Genomic DNA, 21,691 nt, shown 5'->3' with positions numbered 1-21,691 from the left:
CAAATGAAAATTGAAAATTTAGCCGACCTCAATGTGCTGATCCACACCGCGCGCAGTGGCAGCCTGACCGGTGCTGCCGGCGCACTGGGCATCACACCTGCTGCGGCTAGCGCCACGCTGAAACGACTGGAAACGCAGCTAGGTACGCGGCTATTTGAGCGCTCCACGCGCGCCATGCGTCTGACCGCCCAGGGGCAGACGCTGCTGGACTACGCTAAACGGGCTTTCGACCTGCTGGCTGAAGGCGAATCGCACATAACCGAAGCGCGCGGCGCGCTGGTCGGTACGCTGCGCGTGGCCGCGCCGTCGGACTTGGCGCGCAATACGCTGCTGCCGTGGTTCAGCGAGTTCCTGGCCCTGCACCTGGGCCTGCAACTGAACTTGAGTGTCGGGGACCGCCCGCTGGATGTGGTGCGCGACGAGGTGGACGTGGCGTTGCGTTTTGGCACACCACCCGATTCGCGCCTCGTGGCGCGCACCCTGGCACACTCCAGCCCAGTGCTGTGCGCGTCACCCGACTACCTGGCACGCCGCCCTGCGCCGCACAAGCCGCTGGACCTGCTGCAGCACAACTGCCTGGTGTTCGAGCGCGGTGGCCAGCGGCACCGGCTGTGGCGTTTTGCGCAGCATGGCCATTGGACCGACGTGCGTGTCAACGGCGACCGCAGTGTCGACGACGCATCCCTGGCGCGCGACTGGGCCGTGGCTGGAATGGGCGTGCTGCTCAAATCTGCGGTCGACGTGCGCAACGATCTGGCAGATGGCCAACTGGTGCGCCTGCTGCCCGATTGGCAGACCGAGCCCTACCCGCTGCACGCGCTGCTGCCCAGCGGCCGCTTCATACCCAACCGCGTGCGAGCGTTCGTAGACTTTTTGGCGCAGAAGTTTGCGGACCTACAGCCGCTCTGAGCCCGCTATATTTTTAATAGCGGCTTACGCTCGTTCCACGAGGGCTAGCGCCCCATTTGGCACTGAAGAATTGCTGGAGACGCCGCCGCACCGGGGCCAATGCGCGCAGAAACACGACAGGCGCATTAAATTCAGCTAACCTCTGGCTCTGCGGTTCATTCCGAACTGCAGCATTCGCAGCAGGAGCACAGCATATGGCTTACACCGTCATCGCCTTATCTCTACATACGGTAGTGCGACACCCCGTCGCCAAGCACCATGGGACGTAGCCTGCCAGAGCTCGTCCCTGGCGCCAAGGACGAGACCGACAACGCCAAAAAACTGGTCGCCTTGGGCTACCCGGCGGTCGCATCAGTGCTGACCGAAATATTCGAATGGGTGGAAGACGCCAACTGGCCCGTGGCCAAGGTATTCCTGCCCTTTCTGGCCGGCATCGGCGCCCCGTTGGTACCCCACGTGCGCTACGTGTTGCAGTCGCAAGACGAGCAGTGGAAGCGCGTGGTACTGGACCACATCGTCAGCGAGTCTGGCGACCTGGCACACGGCATTTCGGTCGACCTGCTGCGCCTGATCGACACCCCTACCGACGCAGAGCGAGCCGAAGGCCTGCACACCAAGGCCGACGAGCTGTTCCAGAAATACTGCCGCAACACAGCGCCCTAGCCTTCCGTTTTTCTTCGCAGCATGACCCAGCGCGACCCTCGCTACGACATTCTCTTCGAGCCCATACAGATCGGCCCAGTCAAAACCAAAAACCGCTTCTACCAGGTGCCGCATTGCAACGGCATGGGCCACGGCAAGCCGCAGTCTCTGGCGGCCATGCGTGGCGTCAAGGCCGAGGGCGGGTGGGGCGTGGTCTGCACCGAAGAAATCGAGATCAGCCCGTTTTCCGAAATCGCGCCGCACTTTGAAGGCCGCCTGTGGGACAACAGCGACATCCCCGCGCAGCGTTTGATGACGGACGCCTGCCACGCCCACGGTGCGCTGGCCGGGGCCGAGCTGTTTTTCAACGGCTACGCCACGCCCAACCGCTACAGCCGCGAGATACCGATGGCGCCGTCGCACACGCCGGTCAAGGCTACCGACCCCATCCAGGCGCGCAGCATGGACAAGACCGACATCGCCAACGTGCGCCGCTGGCACCGCGCCGCCGCGCTGCGCGCGCGCGATGCCGGCTTTGACATCGTCTACGTATACGCCGGCCACGACCTGGGCCTGCCCATGCATTTCCTGTCGCGCCGCACGAACCGCCGCACCGATGAATATGGTGGCAGCCTGGAAAACCGCGTGCGCTTTTTGCGCGAGTTGATCGAGGACGCCAAGGACGCCGTGGGTGACCGCTGCGCCGTTGCCGTGCGCCTGGCCGTGGACCAACTGCTGGGGCCGCTGGGCATCACATCCGAAAACGAAGGGCGCGATGCCATCGCCCTGCTGGCAGAGCTGCCCGACCTGTGGGACGTCAATATCGCCGACTGGTCCAACGACAGCCAGACCGCGCGCTTCTCGGCCGAGGGCTACCAGGAGCAATACATCGCCCATGTGAAGTCGCTGACCACCAAGCCCGTGGTGGGCGTGGGCCGGTACACATCGCCGGACGCCATGGTCTCGGCCATTAAACGCGGTGTCATGGATTTGATTGGTGCAGCCCGCCCTTCGATTGCCGATCCCTTTTTGCCGCGCAAGATTTTTGAAGGTCGCTTTGACGATATCCGCGAGTGCATAGGCTGCAACATCTGCGTGACGGGCGACAACCTGAGCGTTCCGATACGCTGCACACAAAACCCGACCATGGGCGAAGAGTGGCGCAAAGGCTGGCACCCGGAGCGCATTGCGCCTGCGCAATCCAAAGACACCGTGCTGGTGGTCGGCGCCGGGCCTACCGGCCTGGAATTGACCCGTGCCTTAGGCCAACGCGGCTACGCAGTGGCGTTGGCCGACGCTGGCAAGCGTGTCGGCGGCAGACTTATCCATGACGCCGCCCTGCCGGGCTTGGCCACGTGGATGCGTGTAGCCGACCACCGCATGCTGCAGATACAAAAAATGGTGAATGTGAGCCTTTACCTGGACAGCCGGGTCTCGGCGGATCAAGTGCTGGAGTTTGGCTTCAACCGCGTCTTCATCGCCACCGGCGCCCGTTGGCGCAAGGATGGCCTGGGTCGCCAGCACCGCACAGCCATTGCGGGCGTTGATGACGCGCAAGTGCTGCCCCGAGTCTTCAGCCCCGACGATGTGTTTGCCGGAGGCCAGCTGCCCTCGCCTGTGCTTGTTTATGACGATGACCACTACTACATGGCCGGTGCATTGGCTGAGCGCTTGCGCAAGCAAGGGCTGGAGGTGCATCTGGTCACGCCATCGGTGAAGGTGTCTGAGTTCACGGACCTGACAATGGAGCAGCAACGCATACAGGCCGGGCTGTTGAATATGGATGTGGATGTTCACACCTCCACATCCATAGCCAGCGTGTCGGCTACACCAGATGGTGGACTGCACGTGGAACTGGCCAACACCTATACCGAGAGGCGCAGGCCGCTGCAATGCGCCAGCCTGCTACTGGTCACGATGCGGGACCCGGTTGATGATTTGTTTACGGCGCTGCAAGCACGGCAAGACGAATGGCACAACGCGGGTATCAAGACGGTGGAGTGCGTCGGCGACGCGTTGGCGCCTGGCACTGTGGCTGCCGCGGTGTATGCGGGACACAGGGCGGCGCGCAATGTTGATGCGCCAGACGCGCCGCTGGATGCAATACCCTTCCGTCGGGAAATGATGGCGTTGTAGCGCAAACTTGCGCCGCCACGGCCAACATCAATCCAGCAAGATCAGCTTGCCATCGTCTCGGGCATTCTCCACCACTTCAATCGGCAGCGAAACAAAGTTTTGCCCATCCGATCCCCAGACGATATCCATTGAGCGGGCGCCAAAGGACTCGACCAACACGGGGCCAACGGGAATGTTCTGCATGCGACCGCCCACCGCCACATAGGGCATGGGGGTGGTAACGCGGGCGCTATGGGTGATGTGTCGCATGGTTTCCCTCCACAAGGTTGCACAGAGCGGCCGTGGCCGATCATTGTTCAGATGTGTATGCAAGTCTGTGGATGGTGAACCCAAAGGTCTGTACGGCGCACAACAAAGGTGCGCCTCACAGGTTTGCGTGTGGCGCCGCACAGACCCTTGTCCAGCCCACCGACACCATCGGCGCACTGTCATACGTTGGCCATTTTGTTGCCAACAATCCGAAGGTGCTCCATGCTGCGCAATACGCAAGAACTCAATAGTTACACCATAGCGGCGACCGACGGTGAGGTCGGCAACGTGGCTGACGTTTTCTTTGACGACAAGTCGTGGGTGGTGCGCTACCTTGTCGTTGACACAGGCTCCTGGTTGACCAGCCGCAAGGTGTTGATCTCGCCGTACGCGGCGCAGCGTGCGGACTGGAACAGCAAGCGTTTGCGCGTCAGCCTCAACAGGGAACAGGTAAAAAACAGTCCGGACATCGACACCGACCGGCCGGTATCGCTGCAGCACGAGGCAGCCTATGCCGACTACTACCGCTACCCCTACTACTGGGCAACAGACGGCTGGGGCGAGGGCTTGTACCCCCCGCTGGAGGCTGAACAGGCGGTCACCGCCGAACTGGATGCATTGGCCGAGCGTGCCCGCCAGCACAGTGACGACCCGCATCTGCGCAGTTGCAAAGCCATTGTCGGCTACCACATCCACGCGACCGATGGCGATATTGGCCATGTCCAAAGCCTGCTGGTTGACGAGGGGACCTGGGCCATCCGCTACCTGGTGGTAGACACCAGCAACTGGTGGCTGGGCCATAGCGTGCTGGTGCCCCCCGAGTGGATCACTGCTGTGAACTGGGCCGACTCCAGCGTCAGCGTCAACTTAAGCCGCGAGACGGTCAAAAACGGGCCGCGCTACGAGTCGACGGATGACATCAACCGCAGCCGTGAACTTGAACTCCACAGCCACTACGGTCGCCCCACGTACTGGGAACGCGAGCACGCACGCGAAACCAGCCCTGCAGAACTGTCAACTGATTCCTAAAGTCCACCCTATGGCTATCGTTCCATTTTTCCGCGCGACCAATCCTCCTACCATGGAGGCGGTACACATCAATTCCGGCGCCATTCTTTTTGCAGAGGGCATGCCGGAGAACCAGGTCGGCCACACGCTGGTGCAAGTATTTGGCCAGACCGAACAAGGCATCCGCGTGGTGGAGTCCGTGTCTCAGGTTCTGCAGATGCTGCCGGGCTCGGTAGCTGCGTACCGCCACTACCATGCGGGCGCCCCGGCCGATGGTGAAAGCGTCGTCCACATCTACCCGTTCAACATCGCGTCCATCGTTCCCAACACGCCGCATGAACCCGTGTTCTGGACGATCACATTCAAGGACCAATTCACACTTCGGATCATGTCACCGTTGCCTATAGGCTTGTAAAGGGGAGGCCTGGCGCGGTCGGGGACAATACTGTCCTGAACCCGCCATTAGCCAAGCCCGCCATGCATCCTACGTCCGAAGATTCCCCGCAAACAGCCACTTCTCCAGATTTCGCCGGCCCTGTACCAGTTGGCGGGCCTCCGACTTCCCTTCCTCCCCCGCCCGAGCAGTTGAGTTTGCTGCGATGGATAGTTGCAGGCCTCAGGGCAGCTTGCTGCCTGCCGGCACCTATAGGACGCGCCACGCCCAGCCCACGGCAATTGTTCTGGCTGATTGCCCTCTCCGCAGCGGCCCAGGTGGGGATGGCACGGCTGGAGATTGAGGGTGACGCCTCCTTCCAGCTACTGGGTTGGCTCTATCCGCTGTGCACCGCGAGTTTTTTGCTATTTGCGGTGTGGGCGAGTCTGGGGGGCTCAGGCAGGCCCCAGACGCACCCTGCGCCGGTTCCAGCATGGTTCGGGCTATGGAGCATGGCCGTTGTGCCGATGGCGGCCGTCGGCGCGCTGATGAATGCGCTGGCCGCACGGGAGCAATTGCCGACCTGGTGGCTGGAAGGCGCATGGCTGGCGTGGCTGCTGTATTCCCTGGTTTGGGTGTGGACCATGCTGGTGGCGTGGCGCGTGAGCGCTGCTGTGACCACATCCCGCAGTGCCCAAACCTTGATCATCGTTGGCGTGTTGCTGATCGAAGGCTTCGCCACCGCCCAAATCGACAGCCGTCCCTGGCAGGCCGACTACGCAGAGCAGGAACAAGCCAGCACATCGGAAACACTGACGCTGAGTCAGGACGTCTTTGAGGACCAACGAACCCTGCTGACCGAGACGCTGGCCGCCGTGACCCCGCGGCAGGCAGACCGCATCAACGTGTTCGGACTGGTCTACGCGCCCTACTCACAAAGTGTGTTTGTTCGCGAAAGTGCCATGGTCGCCGACGTGTTGCGGCAGCGCTTTGGCGCTGGGGGCCATGTCGTGCAACTGGTCAACCACCCGTCGGTGACCGACAGCATTCCCTGGGCCACCAACCAGAACCTGCGCGCCAGCCTGCAGGCGCTGGCCCGGCAGATGGATCGCGAAAACGATGTGTTGGTGGTCTACCTCAGCTCGCACGGCGGGTCTGATTTCAAGCTGGCCACCCAGCACTGGCCGCTGGATGTGGCGGAGCTGACACCGCACATGCTGCGGGGCATGCTGGACGACGCCGGCGTACACAACCGCGTGATTGCGGTATCAGCTTGCTATGCGGGGGGCTGGGTAGAGCCACTGGCCAGCGACAGCACGCTGGTCATGACCGCTGCCGATGCAACCCACACTTCGTATGGTTGTGGCAGCCGGTCTGAGCTGACCTTTTTCGGCCGCGCGCTATTTGATGAGCAATTGCGCCAAACCTATTCATTTGAAGAGGCTTTCGCGGCGGCCGGACCCATCATCCAGCAGCGTGAGATTGAAGGCCACAAAACGGATGGATTCTCCAACCCGCAGATCGCGGTGGGCCACGAGATCAGGGGTGTGCTTGCCAAGCTGGAACGGGAACTCAAGCAAACGCGCCAATGAAAAAGCCGCTACGTTTTCCATAGCGGCTTACGCACATTGCACGAGGGCTAGCGGCCGATTAGGCCTTTAACCAACAGGTGACGGCAAGGCTGTAGACTTAGGTCGACAGGCGATCGCGCATCACGTGGATGGTGTCATGCGCCTGCTTGACGCTGTAGCTTTGGCGTTGAACAATTTCACGCACATCGGAAGGCAGCTTTGACGCCAATGCCTTCTGGTAAGCGCGCACGGCCAAGTCTTCGCCAGTTTCAACGACGGACAAAATGGCGTGATCACCACCGCCCAGGGCGGCCTTCAGGTTCAACCAACCGCGGTGCAACGCGCCTGTGACCGTACCGCTGTTCTCGGGCTCCTCGCCCAGTACGTGGACCAGGGTCTGGAGCTCGCCTACAAAGTGGGCGCGCACGCGGCTTTGTTCCAGGCAGAACGTTTTGGTATCCGGAGAGTCAATCTTTTCAGCGGCCTCCTGGAAGCCCTTTTGGGCGTCACGGCTCAATTCGATGAGACCGTTCAGTGTGTCGATCACATCGCTGGGTGACAAAACTGTTTCGTTCATAGGGTGTCCTTTCGTTGTGAGAGCAGCGCAAACAGAAGTTGATGCGGAGCCACGGAGCAAATTTACGTTTGCAGGCATTTAGGGTCTGTGCAACACCGCACATTGATGGCCGAGTACGCGCAAATGCGGCTATGCTCGCCGCAGCACATCACTGCAGACCATCCCCATGCAAAACTTTCTCAAGGCAAGCCTTTCCTTGGCGCGCGCGCTTGGCCTCCCACTCGCCCTCCCCCTCGTATTTGCGCTGGCAAGCCACGCTGCCCTGGCCGACAGTACCTCGTCTGCGTCCAGTGCGTCGTCCACATCGGTAGGCAGTTCATCGGCGTCCATTGAGAAATCCAGCAACAGTTCATCTACCAAGGACAAGGTTGCGCAAGGTCCCTACACCGTGGTGGAGATGGTGGCAGTGGCGGACCGTCCGGACATGCTGCGTGTGCGCTTGCAGGCCCAGACACCCGCAGCTGATCCGGCCAGCGCCTTCTTCTTGTTGCTCCCCCGCCAGGCGGCTGAGCGCGGCCAGTTGGCGGTGGGCCAGGTCGTGTTGGCAGAGCACCGGCCCTATGGCCTGGCCTTTGCCTCGGCTACGACAGACAGGGCCGCAACGCCGTTCTTCCTGGTGCTGGATGACGCATGGTTCGGTGAACTGGAGAGCCGCCCGCTTGGCGTGTAGCGTGCGCACGGTACGCAGTGCACTTGTGTTCCTTGCCTGCACCGTGGTGACGCATGGGGTGTGGGCTGGCTCCCTCGCCTACTGCCAAGGCCAGACCGAACCGGGGGCCGGAACCCAAGATCGGCTGATCCAGGTTGCAGCGGCGGTCAAGACAGAGCTGGACCGTTCGGGCCATACGGTGGCCATCGTGGCGCGTTCAGGTCTTGCGCTGCAACGCTTTGGACACCGCTATTCCCACGCCGGCGTGAGCCTCAAGGCCAGCCCCCATATCCCGTGGTCAGTGCGCCAGCTGTACTACGCGTGCGACGAGAAGCGCCCCCGCATTTTTGACCAGGGGATGTCGGGCTTTGTGATGGGTGCGCTGGACCCGGCAGAGGGCTATGTGTCCATCGTGCTGCTACCCGAGGATGCCGCCCTGGCGCTGGAACGCTCTGCCATCGATGAGCAGCAGGCCTTGCAGCTCCTGGGCGGCAGCTACAGCGCGAATGCCTACGCCTTTGACCAGCGCTATCAGAATTGCAACCAGTGGCTGGCAGAACTGATGGCCACGGCTTGGGGAGCGCTGGATATTGGCAGCGAAGCGCGGGGTCAAGCACAGACATGGCTGCGCGAACAAAACTACCAGCCCAGTATCTTCAACCTGGGCTGGGGTCCCGTGGCGGCACTGGCGGGGCTATTGCCCTGGCTGCATACCGACGACCACCCAGCGCACAACATCGAGGCTGCACAGTTCCAGGTCAGCATGCCAGCCTCCATCGACGCGTTTGTACGCACCCGATGGCCCCAGGCAGAGCGCTTGGAGCTGTGCTACACGCCCCGGCACATCGTCGTGCACCGGGGTTGGGAGCCCATCGCCCCGGGTTGTACGCCGGGTGCAGGAGATACGGTCACGTCGCTGGTTGCCGTACAGCCGCAGTGACACAACGGCCTGCAGATTAGCTGTTGCGCCCGGCCATCACGCCGCCGTCCACATTCCACACGGCGCCGGTCACCCAGCTGGCCTTGTCCGATAGCAAAAAAGCAACCACGGTGGCCACGTCATCGACTTGGCCAATGCGGCCCAGCGGGTGGAAGGCGTTGAAGCTGGCCAGCACGGCATCGTGTTGCTCCGGCGGCACAAAGCTGTCGTACACGGGGGTATCGACAATGGCGGGCGCCACTGCATTCACGCGGATACGGTGCGCGCCCAACTCCATGGCCAGGTGCTGGGTCAGCGCGTGAATGCCGGCCTTGGCCATGGAATAGGCCGAGGACGGCGTGGCCAGTATCGCCTGCTGCGCCCACATGGAGCCAATGTTGACAATGGCCCCGCGCTGCGCGGGCACCATGCGCCGCGCCACCGCCTGGGTTGCAAAGAACAAGGCCTTGCTGATGGCCAGGTAGCTGTCGTAGTCTGCCTCGCTGTGGTCCAGAAAGGCCTTGGGCGAGAACACGCCGGCTGCATTGACCAGCAGGTCGAACGGCTTGCTGCGGGACTGCACCGCATCCGTTAACGCCTGCAAGCCCCCGGGCGTCGCGATGTCGACCTGCAAGGTGCTGATAGACGCCTCGCGCTCGGCAGCTGTGCGCGCCAGCTTCTGCGCACTGCGCCCGGCGACCAACACCTGCGCTCCGCCGTCTGCCAAGCGATGGGCCACGGCGCGGCCTATACCGCTGGAGCCCCCGATAACCAATGCGCTCTTGCCAGAAAAATCCTGATTCATATTCACTCCTATACCTACCAGTAGGTAGTCTTTTGGGCCAAAAAAAAGGTCAGCCCTTCCTCATAAAACCATTGATCAAAATAGCTGTGGTGCGGTCGAACGCATCCATGTCACCGCTGGAGCGGCACACCAGCGATGCGCCTTGCAACATCGACAACGCGGCGCGGGCGTGGTCCGCGGCCGCGCCGTCAAAGCCCAGCACACCCTGCGTGCGGCCTTCGGCGAGCAGCTGCGCCAGCCATTCGGTATTGCGGGCAAAGAACCGCTGCAACCGGGGCAGCATGGCTGCGTCCAACGTCAGCACCTCGGTGGCCAGCATGCCGCACATGCAGATGCGGTCACTGTCCAGCGTAGCGCGGTAGATAGCCACGTAGGCCTTCAACTTGTCGGCAGCGCTGCCACGGCTTTGCTCTATCGCCGCCAAGGCCTGGTCAAACTGCGCCGCATAGGCTTCGACCAGAGCAACGCCCAGGTCCGCCTTGCTGGCGAAATGGTGGTGCAGGCTGGCTTTGCGGATACCCACTTCGTCGGCCACATCGGCGTAGCTGAAGCCATTGAAGCCGCGCTGCTGCACCAACCGTTGGGCGCTGGCGAGTATGTGTTCTTTGGTTTCCATGGGTGCAGTATAACCTACCTAATGGAAGGTAGTCAATAAACATGCCCACGCGGCCAATTCCCCAAGGGTGTTGAGGACACAACACCCGATTTGGGGACGGCACCAGAACCGCGCCACTAGACTCTTCTCTTTATCTCTACACGCGACGGCTTTGCCATGGAACTCCTGACTGATCCCAACACCTGGATAGCCTTCTTCATGCTGGCAGCACTGGAAATCGTGCTGGGTATCGACAACATCATCTTCATCAGCATTCTGGTGGGGCGCCTGCCGCCCGAGAGCCGCGATTTGGGTCGACGCCTGGGCATGGGCTTCGCAATGGTTTCACGCATTGCGTTGCTATTCAGTCTGGCGTGGGTCATGACACTGACCACCACGTTGTTCACCACACTGGGCCAAGAGATCAGCGGCCGCGATTTGATACTGCTGGGCGGAGGGTTGTTCCTGCTGTACAAGGCTTCGCATGAAATCTTCATGGAAGTGGAGGCCATGGACTCAGACGAGGTCAATGCCGGCGACAAGTCCGCCAAGACTGGCTCGGCACTGTTTTGGGGAACCATTGTGCAGATCGGCATTGTGGACATCGTGTTCTCGCTGGATTCGGTGATCACCGCCGTCGGCATGGTGGACCAGATCGGCGTCATGGTGGCGGCAGTGATTGCTTCGGTGGCCGTCATGATGTTTGCGGCCAAGCCGATTGGGGATTTCGTCGACGCGCACCCGTCCATCAAGGTGCTGGCCTTGGCCTTTTTGACGATGGTGGGGACCTTGCTGATCGCTGAGGCATTTGATGTGCACGTGCCCAAAGCTTACGTCTATGTGGCCATGCTGTTCTCGCTGGGGGTGGAGGTGCTGAATATTCGCGCCCGTTCCAAGCGCAAAGCCCTGCAGACAAAGGCCTGAGCACCCTACCGGTGCCACGGGTACCGGCGAGGTCTAGAATCAGAACTCCCGCAAGGAGACTGACAACAATGCACAACGCACGCACGGTGTTTGATACCCTCAACACTGAATATTTGGCCGTTCACAAGACCAAAGAAGACCTGTTCTGGGACACCTACATGGCGGTCTCCAGCGATGACGCAGGTTTTGCCCGAGCAGAAGGGGCGTACAAGAATTTCATCTCCGATCCAGCCCGCTTAGCCACGGTGCGCAAGGCGCTGGCCAGTTTGGGGGACGTGGACGAGGCCACGGCCGCCCTGCGCCACGGTCTTAAAGGCTGGCTGGCGCTGTTTGAGAGCAACATCATCGACAGCGACGCCGCCCGCACGATGATGGCTGAACTGATCCAGCTCGAGTCCGACCTCTTTGCCAAGCGCCGCGAACTGGTGCTGCAGCACACGAACGAGGCCGGCCAGGTCGAAGACGCCACGCTCAGCATGTTGTCCACGAACATCGGCACTAACCGCGACGAGGCAGCACGCAAGAGTTCACACGACGCGTTGATGCAGCTGGAGCGCTGGGTGCTGGCCAATGGCTGGCTGGATATTGTGAAAAAGCGCAACGCCTTTGCGCGTGCCCAGGGCTTCCCCAACTACTTTGACTACAAGGTCCAGAAGAACGAGCAGATGTCCGCCGACCAGTTGTTCACGATATTGGACGATTTTGAGGAGCGCACCCGCGCGGCCAATACGCGCGCGCTGGACGACCTGACCCAGGCCCACGGATCGACCGCCACCGAGCCATGGAACCTGCGCTTCTTTGTCAGCGGCGACGTCACGCGCCAGTTCGATCCCTACCTGTCGTTTGCCAAGGGCCTGGAGCGCTGGCTGCAGAGCTTTCGCCGACTGGGCATTGCCTACCGCGGTGCCACGATGCAACTGGACTTGCTGGAGCGCAAAGGCAAGTACCAGAACGGTTTTTGCCATGGGCCCATTCCCCCGTTTTATGACGCGCAAAACAAGTGGGTTGCCGGGCAGATCAACTTCACGGCAGGTGCGCAGCCAGACCAGATCGGCAGCGGCGCGCGCGCCATCAACACGCTGTTCCACGAGGGCGGCCACGCTGCACATTTTGCCAACGTGACGCAGAACGCGCCCTGCTTCTCACAAGAATTCGCGCCTACATCCATGGCCTATGCCGAGACGCAATCCATGTTTTGCGACAGCTTGCTGGACGATGCCGACTGGCTCAAACGCTATGCGCACAACGCCAAGGGAGAGCCGGTTCCGGATGAGTTGATCCACGCCCGTATCCAGACCACGCAGCCCTTCGCCGCGTTTGGTGAGCGCAGCATTCTGGTCGTGCCCTACTTTGAGCGCGCGCTGTACCGCTTGAACGATGATGAACTGACTCCGGACACGGTGTTGGCGCTGGCCCGTGCGACTGAGTTGCGCATCCTGGGTGTGGCCGTAGGTCCCCGCCCGCTGCTGGCGATCCCGCATTTGTTGAACCAGGAATCTGCAGCTGCTTACCATGGCTACCTGCTGGCCAACATGGCGGTCTACCAGACCCGCGCCTACTTTGAGCGCACCTATGGCTATCTGACCGACAACCCCGCCATTGGCCCCGCGCTGTCCCAGCACTACTGGTCACGCGGCAACAGCATCAGCCATAACGACACGCTGATGAGCCTGACCGGCGAGCCATTTAACGCCAAATACCTGGCTGACAGTTGCAACCAGACTGTGGAGGAGGCTTGGGCCGAGGCGCAGACCAAGATCGCACAGGCGCGTTCGCGTAGTTACCCACCCCCGCCCGCTCCAAATCTGGACGCTACGATCCGCATCGTGCATGGTGCAGAACTGATTGCCGACAACAGCGAATCCGACCAGGCCATGTGCCAGCAGTTTGAGCGCTGGGTAGGCGAGCGCTACCCAGCGAGCGTGCAATAAACGGGATCTACCCCAAACGGTCCAGGCACCGCATGCTGGCTTTACTTCACAACGCCAAACTGGCGCCAGGACTTAAGCGCGGCCATCGTGTTGGATACATGCTTGGCCGGGTTGAGGCTGTTGTATTGGTAGATGATCTTGCCTTCGGGCGAGATGACGAAGGACACGCGGTTGGCATAGTCGCTGCGAAAAAATAGCACCGCATCATAGGATTTCATGATGCTCTGGTCGACATCAGACGCTACGGCAAACTTGCCACGGCAATCCGAAACAGAGAATTTTTTCTGGGTTTCAATATCGTCACGCGACACGCCAATCACCGTGGCACCCAGCGCGTTGTACTGATCGATAGCTTCTGCAAAATTGTGGGCTTCGATGGAACAGCCTTCAGAAAATGCCAACGGAAAAAAGTACAAAACGACTGGGCCTTTTTTCAGTTCTTCGGCCAGTGAGTACTTGATCACATTGCCTGCGATGGCGGCTTGTGTCGTAAACTTCGGAGCGATCTCTCCAACGTCCAAAGCCGCATGTGCGCAAGCATTGCCAGCCACCAGAGCAATCGACACAACTACTTTAGACCATGGTCCCATCGCGCAGCCTCACATATCGAAGAGTTCAAAACCAGTATAGCGGAACGGGTGGCAAGGGCCTTCTACGCAGCTTACTGGTCGTACTGACTTTGGTGGGGCTCGGCGCGATCCTGACAGGCTGCGCCACCGCGTTGCCGAGCGTAAACCGTGAAGCCATTACCTCTGAGGCGATTGAAGGTTCAGACAACACCACACTCGGCCGCATCGCAAATGCATCCTTGCCCGGACCCGCGTTGTCGGGTTTTCGGTTGATGCCGCTGGGCACATTTTCATTGGACACGCGTGTGCAGCTGGCCGAGCGCGCCGAAGAGTCACTGGATGTGCAGTACTACCATATTGAAAATGATGAAACCGGGCGCTGGTTTTTGCGTGCGCTGCGAGATGCTGCCAAGCGCGGTGTTCGGGTTCGCCTTCTCATCGACGATCTCTATACAGGTGGCCTGGATCCATTGTTCCTCGCACTGGCCTCCCACACGAATATTCAGGTGCGGCTCTTCAACCCGTTCTGCTGCGCCAGAGATCGTGGTCAAACTAGCCGCTTCCTGGCATCGCTAGGCGACATTTCGCGGGTGAACCACCGCATGCACAACAAGCTCTTTATTGCGGACGGTGCCATGGCGGTGATTGGAGGGCGCAATGTCGCCAATGAATACTACCTGCGCGGCGCGGCCGAAAACTTCGTGGACCTCGACGCGTTTGTCATCGGAAACGTGTTGCCCGCCATGGGCGCATTGTTTGACCGCTACTGGAACAGCCGGGCCGTGTACCCGTTGGAATCCATTGCCAAGACTGAACACACGAAAGAAGAGTTGTTGGCCTTCTTTGAAAACGAAACAGGCCCGGTCAAGACACCGGCGCCCCTTCCCCTTGCCACAACAGACGTGCTTGGCTATGCGCCCATAGCAGACGACCTGGACGCTGGCCGTTTGGGTTTGCATTGGGGCACGGCTTATGTATTTGCGGACCATCCCGACAAACCGTTTGAGGGGACTGCCGGCGGCGAACTGCTGGAGACCAGTGTGACCTATAACGTGCTGGAAGCTGTCGGTAGGGCCAAACGCGAAGTGGTTGCTTCCTCTCCGTACTTCGTTCCGGGCGTTAAGGGAATGAAATTCTTGAAGCAACTTCGCGAGCGAGGGGTCAAGGTAACGGTGATGACCAACTCATTGGGGTCTACCGACGAGCCTGTGGTGCACACGGGATACAGTCGCTACCGGGAACAGATGCTTGCAGAAGGGATTGAGTTGTACGAACTGAGCTCGACACGGGTGAAGGACAATAAGCGGCCCTTCCTGTTCGGTAAATCTTTAGGGCGGCTGCATGCCAAGCTGTTCGTCATGGACCGCCAGACCTCGTTCATCGGCTCCATGAACCTGGACCCGAGATCAGCCACTGTGAACACCGAATTCGGTGCCGTCATCGACTGCCCTGAAATCGCCCGCGAAATCATACGGGTCATAGACATCGACAGGTTACAAAGCGCGTACCAGGTACGCCTGGCCAAGAGCGGCAATGGTATTGAATGGCTGGGCATGGATGACGACAGGGAAGTGCTTCTGACAACCGAACCCGACACGTCGTTCTGGCTGCGTTTCAAGGCGTGGATACTGAGCCCGCTGGTGCCTGAAGAACAGCTATAAAAGGAAAAGGGCCCGCAGGCCCTTCTTGGAAACAAACGCCTCGAGCGGGTCGAGGTCTGTTTGTTTATTTTTCACCCATCTTGACGGTGCCCTTCTTGACGGCGTCCTTGGCTTCAGCCTTCACGCTGGCGCGCAGAGCAGCCATTTCTTCCTTGGACAGCTTCGCTTCAGCCTTGGCTACCAAACCGTTGGCTTCGCCACCGGCGGTGTCGCCCTTCTTGTTGGCGTCTTTGGCTTCAGCCTTGACGCTGGCGCGTACAGCAGCAGCTTCTTCCTTGGTCAGCTTGGCTTCAGCGGCTTTGGCCATGCCATTGGCTTCGCCCATGGCAACTTCGCCACTTTTGGTTGCTGCAGCAGCTTCGACCTTGACTTCAGCGCGGGTCTTCTTAGCGTCGTCAGCAGCGTACGCGCCCACAGCAACCATACCAGCCAACAGAGCGACAAGAACTTTATTCATATAAGAACTCCAAAGTGAAAATTGATAACTTCTAAAAACACGGCGACCGTCCGAACGAGAAGAACCGTCAAAACCAGTATACAAGCTGGCGTATCCGCCTCTGGGAGCTCATCTTCGTCGTGTCTAACTGTAGCAACGCTGTAGTCCGCACAAGCGTTGACGCGTGCCCAAAGTTCTGCCACAAAAGTCGGGCGAGGCCATTTGCCCGGGGCATCTAAGCATTACCATCGGCAAACTCGCGGCGCCGCACGTACCACGCAACCCCATGCAAGCACAAGATATCCTCCAATTTTGGTTTGAAGAACTGAGCGCAGCACAACGTTTTGCAAAAGACAGCCTGCTGGACGCCCGAATGGGTGAACGGTTTGGGGCGCTTTTGACGTCTGCGTCCAGAGGAGAATTATTCTCATGGCGCGCCACGCCGCAAGGGCGACTGGCCGAAATCATTGTTCTGGACCAGTTTTCGCGCAACATCTACCGCGACACCCCCACATCTTTCCTTCAGGACGCTCAAGCGCTGACGCTGGCACAGGAACTGGTCGCCAGTGGTCAAGACTATGTGCTCGAACCCGCACGACGCACCTTTGCTTATATGCCCTACATGCACAGTGAGTCCCAGCTGATTCATGCCCAGGGGATGGCGTTGTTTGCGCAGCCAGGAATGGAGGGAACACTGGCATTCGAGCTACGGCACAAAGCCATCATTGACCGATTTGGCCGATTCCCGCATCGCAACGCGATATTGGGGCGTCTTTCGACCCCAGAAGAGCTTGAATTCCTGACGCAACCCGGCTTGGCCTTTTAACATTTGCCTGACCTGTGTCCCATTCCCCGCTCGGTCAGCATTGTGGATAACAAAGCACCACGGCTCGCGCCTTTTCTGGATTTTCTAACATACCAGCATTTGAAACACCATTCCAATACAGGGTTAACCCGGGGAGTTCGTTGCCAAATTTACCAATGACGCGTATGTCCGTGATAGGGAAAATTATCTCCCAACCAGTTTTACGACAAGGAACCACCGTGATGCCAGCCTCGACAATTTTTGTGGAGCACTTTGTGGATAACTTTGTTCATAACGCATCCAGCCAAGCCCAAATGCACTTCCGCGAATGTTTCAAAGGCACGCTTTTGACAGTTTTTGCAAAAAACGGCGTTGCGGCAAATTTTGTCGACTTGAAAGCCACATGACATGAACATCACCTTTAACACTGCATGCATCGTCGGGTGCGGCGCCATAGGTGGCTGGATAGGGGCGGGTCTGTCGCGGGCGGGCTGCAAGGTCAGCGTATTTGCGCGCGGCTCTACACTCGCGGCCCTCCAATCCCAAGGCCTGCGCATCGGCACCGAACAGCACCCCGTCAGGGCTAGCGATGTGGCAGCGGAGCTCGGTCCGCAGGACCTTGTCATTGTGTCGGTAAAAGCGCCGGCCTTGCGCGAAGTTGCGCTGCAGATAGGCCCATTGATAGGCCCGGACACTGTGGTGCTGACCGCGATGAACGGCGTGCCGTGGTGGTTTTTCGAGGGCTTCGGCGGCGCACTGTCTGGCACACAGTTGCAGTCGGTTGATGCCAACGGCGATATCGCCGCCGCCATTCCCGCGGCCACGGTCGTCGGCTGCGTCGTGCATGCCAGTTGCTCGGTAGATGCGCCCGGCGTCATACACCACCACTTCGGCAATGGCCTGATTCTCGGCGAGCCCTCGGGCAACGTCAGCGCCCGCGCACAGGCCCTGGCAGCGCTACTGGTGCAGGCAGGGTTTGCCGCCTCAGTCTCACCACAAATCCAAAAAGACGTTTGGTACAAACTCTGGGGCAACATGACGGTTAACCCCATCAGCGCACTGACAGGCGCCACCACCGACCTCATTTTGGGCGACGAGCTGGTGCGAAACTTTGTCTCCAGCGTGATGCTGGAAGCCAAAGAGATCGGCAATCGCATTGGTATCCCGATTGAGCAGCAGCCGTCGGACCGTCACCAGGTGACATTGAAGCTAGGTGCTTTCAAAACATCGATGCTGCAAGACATTCAAGCGGGAAAGGCAGTGGAACTCGATGCCTTGGTCACGGTAGTAAAAGAGTTGGGCACACTGACCGCCGTAGCAACGCCCTTCACCGACGCCTTGCTGGGCCTGAGCCGTTTGCAGGCCCGTGTCCGGGGTTTGTACTGAGCGTCCACACCACCGCGAGAAAACTTTTAAATTGACCAACTGAAAAAAAGGAAACTTCCATGGCCACCTACCTCATCGTCGATACCTTGCTTGACAAACCGGAGCGCTATGAAGCTTACAAGCTCAAGGCCAAACCGCTGGTAGAACAGTATGGCGGCGAATACCTGGCCCGTGGCGGCAACCTGACATTGAAGGAAACCGATCTGTGGTCTCCGACGCGGATGGTGCTCATTCGTTTCCCAGATGCCGACTCGGCCAACCGTTTTTACGACTCTGCTGAATACCAAGCGATCTTGCCGATCAGCCGCGAATCCGCGCGCCGCACCATGGTCATGCTTGAAGGGATATAGACCCGCTTCACCACCCTGCCGGGTCGACCTTGTAGTAGCCACTGAGCTCGCGGTACAGCGCGGGATATTCGGTTGCAAGCTCCCGCGGCTGTTCGAAAAAGACTTCGGACACCACCGCAAAGAACTCGGCCGGGTCTTGCGCACCGTAGTGGTTGAGCAGCCCTTGCACGCCGTTGAGAACTTCGGATTGCAGCTGGGCGTACGCAGCGTGGAATACTTGCGACCAACGCCGCGCGTCGTATTCCCGGTCCCCCAAGGTGGGCGGCGGTGCGCCGCGGGCAGCGCCATTTTCCTGGTCCAGTTGGTGGGCAAACTCGTGGATCACCACATTGCGGCCATCGTCGGGCACGGCTGCGCCCTCCACCGTGTCTTGCCACGACAAAATGATCTGCCCTTGGGACCATGATTCGCCAGCAAGCGCCTGGCGGTTTTCTTGCTGCACACCCGCATAGTCCATAGAGGTGCGGTTGACAAAGAAAGCCCCGGGGTAGACCAGCACCTGGCGCACGTTGGCAAAGTAATCAGTAGCGCGGTTCAATATCAGCAAGCAAGCCTGCGCGGCTATGACCACACGCATCTCTTCGGTAATGCGCAGGCCCGCACACCCTAGAAAAGATTTCTCGGCGATGAAGACCTGCATGTTCTTCTTCAACTGCATTTGGAGATGGGCCGGAAGCTTGCGCACCAGCGGCACGCGCCGCTGCAGGATTTTGCGCCAGGTGGCAGGAAAAGCCGCGGCGCGCACGCGGCTGCGGCGGTAGGCCAGCCAATAGGGCTGGCCCAGCAAGCCTGCAATCAGGAGCAGCGCCAAGCCACACAAAAGAATAAAAGCCATGGCACGCTCCAGTCCATACGTCGTTATCAGACCCTGTAGCTGGGCACCAAACCCACTATTTCAAGTAGCGCCCCGCGCCTGCTGGCTGATGAAATATACCGCCTTGCGCGCGCGCATCACATCGCCCAGCGGCCGGTGCGCTGCCAACGCCTGCCACGGGTCAAAGATAGCCGACTCCACCTGCTGGACAAACGCCTGCCCCTGCGCAGAGCTGTTGTCTTGCTTGGGCAGCGTCAAACGCGCCACCGTCGTGTAGGGGCTGGGCCAGTTGACAGAGGCATCTTCAATAGGTGTGCGCTGGGCATCCACAAACGGATGCAACTGCAGATCCCATTCCAAACTCTGCTCGCGTAGCTTGGCGGTAAAGTCCGCGCCCCAGTCCTGCTTGGCGTCGGCACGGGCCGGTCCATTGCCGGCAGCGGGCAGGATGCGCACCCGCACGGCGTAGGGGCCGCAGGCCATAGGCGCAGCGCTGAATACGGGCTCGGTAGCAAACCCGCTAAAGGATTTGCCAACTGTCTTGACCATATTGACTAGACGCACCGGTGCGCCGAACACACCATACCGGGCAAACAGATGCTTCAGCAGCTTGCCGCCGCCCTGCGAAGCCGCCACAACAAACTGCACGAAATCATCCGAACCGCTAAAGCCAAACACCTCCTGGTTGATCAGCGCAAAGTCCTGGCTTACGGCAAGTCCGTTGCCCAATGCCGATTCACCTTGCACGCCAAGCACGCGCAGCGCAAATCCACGGATATCGGGTGTGCGGTCAGGGGCCTTGTCCAGGCCGCCGTTGGACAACCGCACCCATGTCTCGAAGCTGCCGGGCTTGGCAAACAAGCCGTGGCGCGCAAACTCGGGCACAACGGCCAACACCTCCAGCGTGCCTTTGGCCGCAGTCAATTGCTTGCGGTGCAGTGCCCGGCCATTGCCATACTTTTTTGATTTTCTGGCCTGTATTTCGGCGAACTGTTGGCCATACCGGGCATAGCGCTCGGTTTCATCGGGGGCCACGTTTTCCTGCCATTGGGTGCTGGGGATCAGGTCTTGGGCCATGGCGCGCGTTCCGTAAATGGTGTGGATGCGCATGGTAGACGCAAGCGTCCGCCACAACAAGCGGGGGCATCTGCATATTGGCCTGTTTCTGCCGTAATATCCTCCCTTGAATCCCATGTCGGGATTGAATTCGGAGGACATATGGCTAAAGGTGATCAGCGCAAGGAAAAAATGGCAAAAAAGCCCAAGAAGGACACGTCTGAGCCCAAAAACTCAACATCGGACCGCCCGATGGCTCCGGTCACCGCAGTGATTCCACGCGGCAAGATCAAGACGAAGTAAACACGCCGCTCAAGAGTTCGGGCAAGCGCTCCTTGCCCATCTTGAAGCCGCAGGCCTGAGCATGGCCGCCGCCGCCCATGCTGCGGGCCAGCGCGATGCAGTCAAAGTCACGCTGCGAGCGCAAGCCAGCCTTCACAATCCCCTCTTTCGATACACACCACAGCAGCGCAAAACTGCCGCTTTGGCGCGACAGCATGTCACCCACGACGCTGTGGAAGACGCCCGGCGCATTGACCATCAGCCCGTGCTGGCCGTTGAAACAAAGGGGTTGCGCGCCCTCTGCAATACCACTGGCCAATTTGTTGAACTTCTCATCCATAGCCTGACCCCGGGCCATGAATGCGGCGACCTGTTCCTCGGTAAAGGCGGCCATCGCTGCCCAGTGGGCAAAATCAAACGGCTCCATGTCCAGGGCGGCCAGGAAACCGGCACTCTCGGGGTATTGCCAGGTCCAGATGTCACGGTCTTCAATGAAACGCACCAGGTCTGGCAGGGGTCGGTTGGGCTGAAAGAATTCCCACGCCAGACGCGAGCCGGACTTGTCCATGTCGAAGTGCACGACGCCACAGCGGCAAGCGAAGCCGGTCAGTTGCTCGGCAGCGCTCTTGTGGTGGTCCAGCAGCACCAGCTTGGCGGCGCGCTCTTCAATGCCGCGCAGGATGTCGGCCGAGAACGAAAAATCGAGGATATAGACCGCCCGGCCCTGCAGCGCCGGCAGGTCGTCCAGCGTACGCACGTTGCCATGGTCCAGCCCCAGAAACTCGGCCTTGCCTTCATAAAATAACCAGGCAGCCGACGCGGACGCAAAACCATCAGGGCAGCTATGGCCGTGGTAGATGATCAGCGGATCGGGGTCATTTCTGTCGGGGGCAAACAGCAGTTGCAGGGGCAATAGGGTTCTCATGGGCCGTGGATTGTCGCCCATGCAACGCCCCGGTGTCCCGCGCCCAGGGCGAATCTCCCGCGAAGACTCCCCACCGTAGCGAAAAGGGGACCAAGTAGCTATAAATTTGGTAGCTGCTT

25 protein-coding genes are annotated in these 21,691 nt (G+C 60.1%); 16 read left to right on the top strand and 9 right to left on the bottom strand.

Features of this window, described 5'->3' with window-relative positions:
• Positions 1–3 precede the first annotated feature (3 nt).
• The 3 genes from AC097P_RS09710 (at position 4) to AC097P_RS09700 (ending at position 3,687) form a co-directional block, all read left to right on the top strand.
• Positions 4–909: a LysR family transcriptional regulator gene (locus AC097P_RS09710; protein ID WP_479610189.1), complete on the top strand. Its 906-nt coding sequence runs from the start codon at positions 4–6 to the stop codon at positions 907–909.
• A gap of 258 nt (positions 910–1,167) precedes the next feature.
• Entirely contained in the window at positions 1,168–1,572 is a 405-nt protein-coding gene (locus AC097P_RS09705; RefSeq protein ID WP_479610188.1) for a DUF5071 domain-containing protein, read from the top strand.
• Positions 1,573–1,593: 21 nt separating this feature from the next.
• Positions 1,594–3,687: an oxidoreductase gene (locus tag AC097P_RS09700; protein ID WP_479610187.1), complete on the top strand. Its 2,094-nt coding sequence runs from the start codon at positions 1,594–1,596 to the stop codon at positions 3,685–3,687.
• A gap of 27 nt (positions 3,688–3,714) precedes the next feature.
• Here the strand turns inward: AC097P_RS09700 and AC097P_RS09695 are convergent, their stop codons facing one another.
• Positions 3,715–3,936, bottom strand: a complete 222-nt coding sequence (locus AC097P_RS09695) for a hypothetical protein (RefSeq protein WP_479610186.1) — start codon at positions 3,934–3,936, stop codon at positions 3,715–3,717.
• 222 nt (positions 3,937–4,158) lie between these two features.
• On the opposite strand from AC097P_RS09695, the gene AC097P_RS09690 reads away from it, so the two are divergent.
• The 3 genes from AC097P_RS09690 (at position 4,159) to AC097P_RS09680 (ending at position 6,909) form a co-directional block, all read left to right on the top strand.
• Positions 4,159–4,965 (top strand): PRC-barrel domain-containing protein, encoded by an 807-nt coding sequence (locus AC097P_RS09690; protein WP_479610185.1) that lies wholly within the window; start codon positions 4,159–4,161, stop codon positions 4,963–4,965.
• Positions 4,966–4,975: 10 nt separating this feature from the next.
• Positions 4,976–5,359, top strand: a complete 384-nt coding sequence (locus AC097P_RS09685) for a hypothetical protein (protein ID WP_479610184.1) — start codon at positions 4,976–4,978, stop codon at positions 5,357–5,359.
• A 260-nt stretch (positions 5,360–5,619) separates the two neighbouring features.
• Positions 5,620–6,909, top strand: coding sequence for a C13 family peptidase (locus AC097P_RS09680; protein ID WP_479610183.1), 1,290 nt, complete (start codon positions 5,620–5,622; stop codon positions 6,907–6,909).
• A gap of 97 nt (positions 6,910–7,006) precedes the next feature.
• On the opposite strand, the gene AC097P_RS09675 is transcribed toward AC097P_RS09680, so the two are convergent.
• On the bottom strand, positions 7,007–7,465 hold the full coding sequence (locus tag AC097P_RS09675; protein WP_479610182.1) for a ferritin-like domain-containing protein: 459 nt from the start codon (positions 7,463–7,465) through the stop codon (positions 7,007–7,009).
• Positions 7,466–7,631: 166 nt separating this feature from the next.
• Between AC097P_RS09675 and AC097P_RS09670 the strand changes: the two genes are divergently transcribed.
• Positions 7,632–8,135, top strand: coding sequence for a hypothetical protein (locus tag AC097P_RS09670; protein WP_479610181.1), 504 nt, complete (start codon positions 7,632–7,634; stop codon positions 8,133–8,135).
• A gap of 1 nt (position 8,136) precedes the next feature.
• Complete coding sequence (locus AC097P_RS09665) at positions 8,137–9,054, top strand: DUF2145 domain-containing protein (protein ID WP_479610180.1); 918 nt, start codon at positions 8,137–8,139, stop codon at positions 9,052–9,054.
• A gap of 16 nt (positions 9,055–9,070) precedes the next feature.
• Here AC097P_RS09665 and AC097P_RS09660 read toward each other — a convergent pair whose 3' ends face one another.
• The gene (locus AC097P_RS09660) at positions 9,071–9,838 is read right to left on the bottom strand and encodes an SDR family NAD(P)-dependent oxidoreductase (RefSeq protein ID WP_479610179.1); all 768 of its coding nucleotides are present in this window, start codon (positions 9,836–9,838) and stop codon (positions 9,071–9,073) included.
• Between the two features lie 49 nt (positions 9,839–9,887).
• On the bottom strand, positions 9,888–10,454 hold the full coding sequence (locus tag AC097P_RS09655; protein ID WP_479610178.1) for a TetR/AcrR family transcriptional regulator: 567 nt from the start codon (positions 10,452–10,454) through the stop codon (positions 9,888–9,890).
• Positions 10,455–10,610: 156 nt separating this feature from the next.
• Here AC097P_RS09655 and AC097P_RS09650 point away from each other — a divergent pair, with 156 nt between their 5' ends.
• A complete protein-coding gene (locus tag AC097P_RS09650; protein WP_479610177.1) occupies positions 10,611–11,357 on the top strand; it encodes a TerC family protein in 747 nt (248 codons plus the stop codon).
• A gap of 68 nt (positions 11,358–11,425) precedes the next feature.
• On the top strand, positions 11,426–13,288 hold the full coding sequence (locus AC097P_RS09645) for a M3 family metallopeptidase (protein WP_479610176.1): 1,863 nt from the start codon (positions 11,426–11,428) through the stop codon (positions 13,286–13,288).
• A 41-nt stretch (positions 13,289–13,329) separates the two neighbouring features.
• On the opposite strand, the gene AC097P_RS09640 is transcribed toward AC097P_RS09645, so the two are convergent.
• Positions 13,330–13,878 carry a peroxiredoxin gene (locus AC097P_RS09640; protein ID WP_479610175.1) on the bottom strand — a complete coding sequence of 183 codons (549 nt, stop codon included), beginning with the start codon at positions 13,876–13,878 and terminating at the stop codon, positions 13,330–13,332.
• Here AC097P_RS09640 and AC097P_RS09635 point away from each other — a divergent pair.
• On the top strand, positions 13,869–15,518 hold the full coding sequence (locus AC097P_RS09635) for a phospholipase D-like domain-containing protein (protein ID WP_479610174.1): 1,650 nt from the start codon (positions 13,869–13,871) through the stop codon (positions 15,516–15,518). The two genes, AC097P_RS09640 and AC097P_RS09635, sit on opposite strands and share 10 nt — an antisense overlap.
• 64 nt (positions 15,519–15,582) lie before the next feature.
• On the opposite strand, the gene AC097P_RS09630 is transcribed toward AC097P_RS09635, so the two are convergent.
• Complete coding sequence (locus AC097P_RS09630) at positions 15,583–15,975, bottom strand: hypothetical protein (protein WP_479610173.1); 393 nt, start codon at positions 15,973–15,975, stop codon at positions 15,583–15,585.
• A gap of 265 nt (positions 15,976–16,240) precedes the next feature.
• Between AC097P_RS09630 and AC097P_RS09625 the strand changes: the two genes are divergently transcribed.
• The 4 genes from AC097P_RS09625 (at position 16,241) to AC097P_RS09610 (ending at position 18,495) form a co-directional block, all read left to right on the top strand.
• Positions 16,241–16,780 carry a DUF924 family protein gene (locus AC097P_RS09625; RefSeq protein WP_479610433.1) on the top strand — a complete coding sequence of 180 codons (540 nt, stop codon included), beginning with the start codon at positions 16,241–16,243 and terminating at the stop codon, positions 16,778–16,780.
• A 221-nt stretch (positions 16,781–17,001) separates the two neighbouring features.
• Positions 17,002–17,166, top strand: a complete 165-nt coding sequence (locus AC097P_RS09620) for a hypothetical protein (protein ID WP_479610172.1) — start codon at positions 17,002–17,004, stop codon at positions 17,164–17,166.
• 1 nt (position 17,167) lies between these two features.
• A complete protein-coding gene (locus tag AC097P_RS09615) occupies positions 17,168–18,145 on the top strand; it encodes a 2-dehydropantoate 2-reductase (protein WP_479610171.1) in 978 nt (325 codons plus the stop codon).
• 59 nt (positions 18,146–18,204) lie between these two features.
• Positions 18,205–18,495, top strand: a complete 291-nt coding sequence (locus tag AC097P_RS09610; RefSeq protein WP_479610170.1) for a DUF1330 domain-containing protein — start codon at positions 18,205–18,207, stop codon at positions 18,493–18,495.
• A 7-nt stretch (positions 18,496–18,502) separates the two neighbouring features.
• Here the strand turns inward: AC097P_RS09610 and AC097P_RS09605 are convergent, their stop codons facing one another.
• Together AC097P_RS09605 and AC097P_RS09600 are read right to left on the bottom strand one after the other, a co-directional pair.
• Positions 18,503–19,330, bottom strand: coding sequence for a M90 family metallopeptidase (locus AC097P_RS09605; protein WP_479610169.1), 828 nt, complete (start codon positions 19,328–19,330; stop codon positions 18,503–18,505).
• A 60-nt stretch (positions 19,331–19,390) separates the two neighbouring features.
• Positions 19,391–20,419, bottom strand: coding sequence for a catalase family protein (locus AC097P_RS09600; RefSeq protein WP_479610168.1), 1,029 nt, complete (start codon positions 20,417–20,419; stop codon positions 19,391–19,393).
• A 108-nt stretch (positions 20,420–20,527) separates the two neighbouring features.
• Between AC097P_RS09600 and AC097P_RS09595 the strand changes: the two genes are divergently transcribed.
• Positions 20,528–20,668, top strand: a complete 141-nt coding sequence (locus tag AC097P_RS09595; protein ID WP_479610167.1) for a hypothetical protein — start codon at positions 20,528–20,530, stop codon at positions 20,666–20,668.
• Here the strand turns inward: AC097P_RS09595 and AC097P_RS09590 are convergent.
• Positions 20,655–21,572: a DHH family phosphoesterase gene (locus tag AC097P_RS09590; protein WP_479610166.1), complete on the bottom strand. Its 918-nt coding sequence runs from the start codon at positions 21,570–21,572 to the stop codon at positions 20,655–20,657. The genes AC097P_RS09595 and AC097P_RS09590 overlap by 14 nt on opposite strands.
• Between the last annotated feature and the right edge of the window lie 119 nt (positions 21,573–21,691).

The sequence above is a fragment of the Rhodoferax sp. ZS1R8 genome (genome assembly GCF_056521325.1).
Note: the sequence above shows the minus strand (reverse complement) of the source record. Positions and strands in the feature narration are given on the sequence as shown.

What these genes read in the sequence shown, in the direction of transcription:
- AC097P_RS09710 (WP_479610189.1), top strand. Translation starts at nt 4, where the DNA reads ATGAAAATTGAAAATTTAGCCGACCTCAATGTGCTGATCCACACCGCG.
- AC097P_RS09700 (WP_479610187.1), top strand. Translation starts at nt 1,594, where the DNA reads ATGACCCAGCGCGACCCTCGCTACGACATTCTCTTCGAGCCCATACAG.
- AC097P_RS09605 (WP_479610169.1), bottom strand. Translation starts at nt 19,330, where the DNA reads ATGGCTTTTATTCTTTTGTGTGGCTTGGCGCTGCTCCTGATTGCAGGC.
- AC097P_RS09685 (WP_479610184.1), top strand. Translation starts at nt 4,976, where the DNA reads ATGGCTATCGTTCCATTTTTCCGCGCGACCAATCCTCCTACCATGGAG.
- AC097P_RS09625 (WP_479610433.1), top strand. Translation starts at nt 16,241, where the DNA reads ATGCAAGCACAAGATATCCTCCAATTTTGGTTTGAAGAACTGAGCGCA.
- AC097P_RS09675 (WP_479610182.1), bottom strand. Translation starts at nt 7,465, where the DNA reads ATGAACGAAACAGTTTTGTCACCCAGCGATGTGATCGACACACTGAAC.
- AC097P_RS09620 (WP_479610172.1), top strand. Translation starts at nt 17,002, where the DNA reads ATGCCAGCCTCGACAATTTTTGTGGAGCACTTTGTGGATAACTTTGTT.
- AC097P_RS09610 (WP_479610170.1), top strand. Translation starts at nt 18,205, where the DNA reads ATGGCCACCTACCTCATCGTCGATACCTTGCTTGACAAACCGGAGCGC.
- AC097P_RS09650 (WP_479610177.1), top strand. Translation starts at nt 10,611, where the DNA reads ATGGAACTCCTGACTGATCCCAACACCTGGATAGCCTTCTTCATGCTG.
- AC097P_RS09690 (WP_479610185.1), top strand. Translation starts at nt 4,159, where the DNA reads ATGCTGCGCAATACGCAAGAACTCAATAGTTACACCATAGCGGCGACC.
- AC097P_RS09600 (WP_479610168.1), bottom strand. Translation starts at nt 20,419, where the DNA reads ATGCGCATCCACACCATTTACGGAACGCGCGCCATGGCCCAAGACCTG.
- AC097P_RS09615 (WP_479610171.1), top strand. Translation starts at nt 17,168, where the DNA reads ATGAACATCACCTTTAACACTGCATGCATCGTCGGGTGCGGCGCCATA.
- AC097P_RS09660 (WP_479610179.1), bottom strand. Translation starts at nt 9,838, where the DNA reads ATGAATCAGGATTTTTCTGGCAAGAGCGCATTGGTTATCGGGGGCTCC.
- AC097P_RS09630 (WP_479610173.1), bottom strand. Translation starts at nt 15,975, where the DNA reads ATGAATAAAGTTCTTGTCGCTCTGTTGGCTGGTATGGTTGCTGTGGGC.
- AC097P_RS09635 (WP_479610174.1), top strand. Translation starts at nt 13,869, where the DNA reads ATGGTCCCATCGCGCAGCCTCACATATCGAAGAGTTCAAAACCAGTAT.
- AC097P_RS09705 (WP_479610188.1), top strand. Translation starts at nt 1,168, where the DNA reads ATGGGACGTAGCCTGCCAGAGCTCGTCCCTGGCGCCAAGGACGAGACC.
- AC097P_RS09590 (WP_479610166.1), bottom strand. Translation starts at nt 21,572, where the DNA reads ATGAGAACCCTATTGCCCCTGCAACTGCTGTTTGCCCCCGACAGAAAT.
- AC097P_RS09595 (WP_479610167.1), top strand. Translation starts at nt 20,528, where the DNA reads ATGGCTAAAGGTGATCAGCGCAAGGAAAAAATGGCAAAAAAGCCCAAG.
- AC097P_RS09695 (WP_479610186.1), bottom strand. Translation starts at nt 3,936, where the DNA reads ATGCGACACATCACCCATAGCGCCCGCGTTACCACCCCCATGCCCTAT.
- AC097P_RS09640 (WP_479610175.1), bottom strand. Translation starts at nt 13,878, where the DNA reads ATGGGACCATGGTCTAAAGTAGTTGTGTCGATTGCTCTGGTGGCTGGC.
- AC097P_RS09655 (WP_479610178.1), bottom strand. Translation starts at nt 10,454, where the DNA reads ATGGAAACCAAAGAACACATACTCGCCAGCGCCCAACGGTTGGTGCAG.
- AC097P_RS09670 (WP_479610181.1), top strand. Translation starts at nt 7,632, where the DNA reads ATGCAAAACTTTCTCAAGGCAAGCCTTTCCTTGGCGCGCGCGCTTGGC.
- AC097P_RS09645 (WP_479610176.1), top strand. Translation starts at nt 11,426, where the DNA reads ATGCACAACGCACGCACGGTGTTTGATACCCTCAACACTGAATATTTG.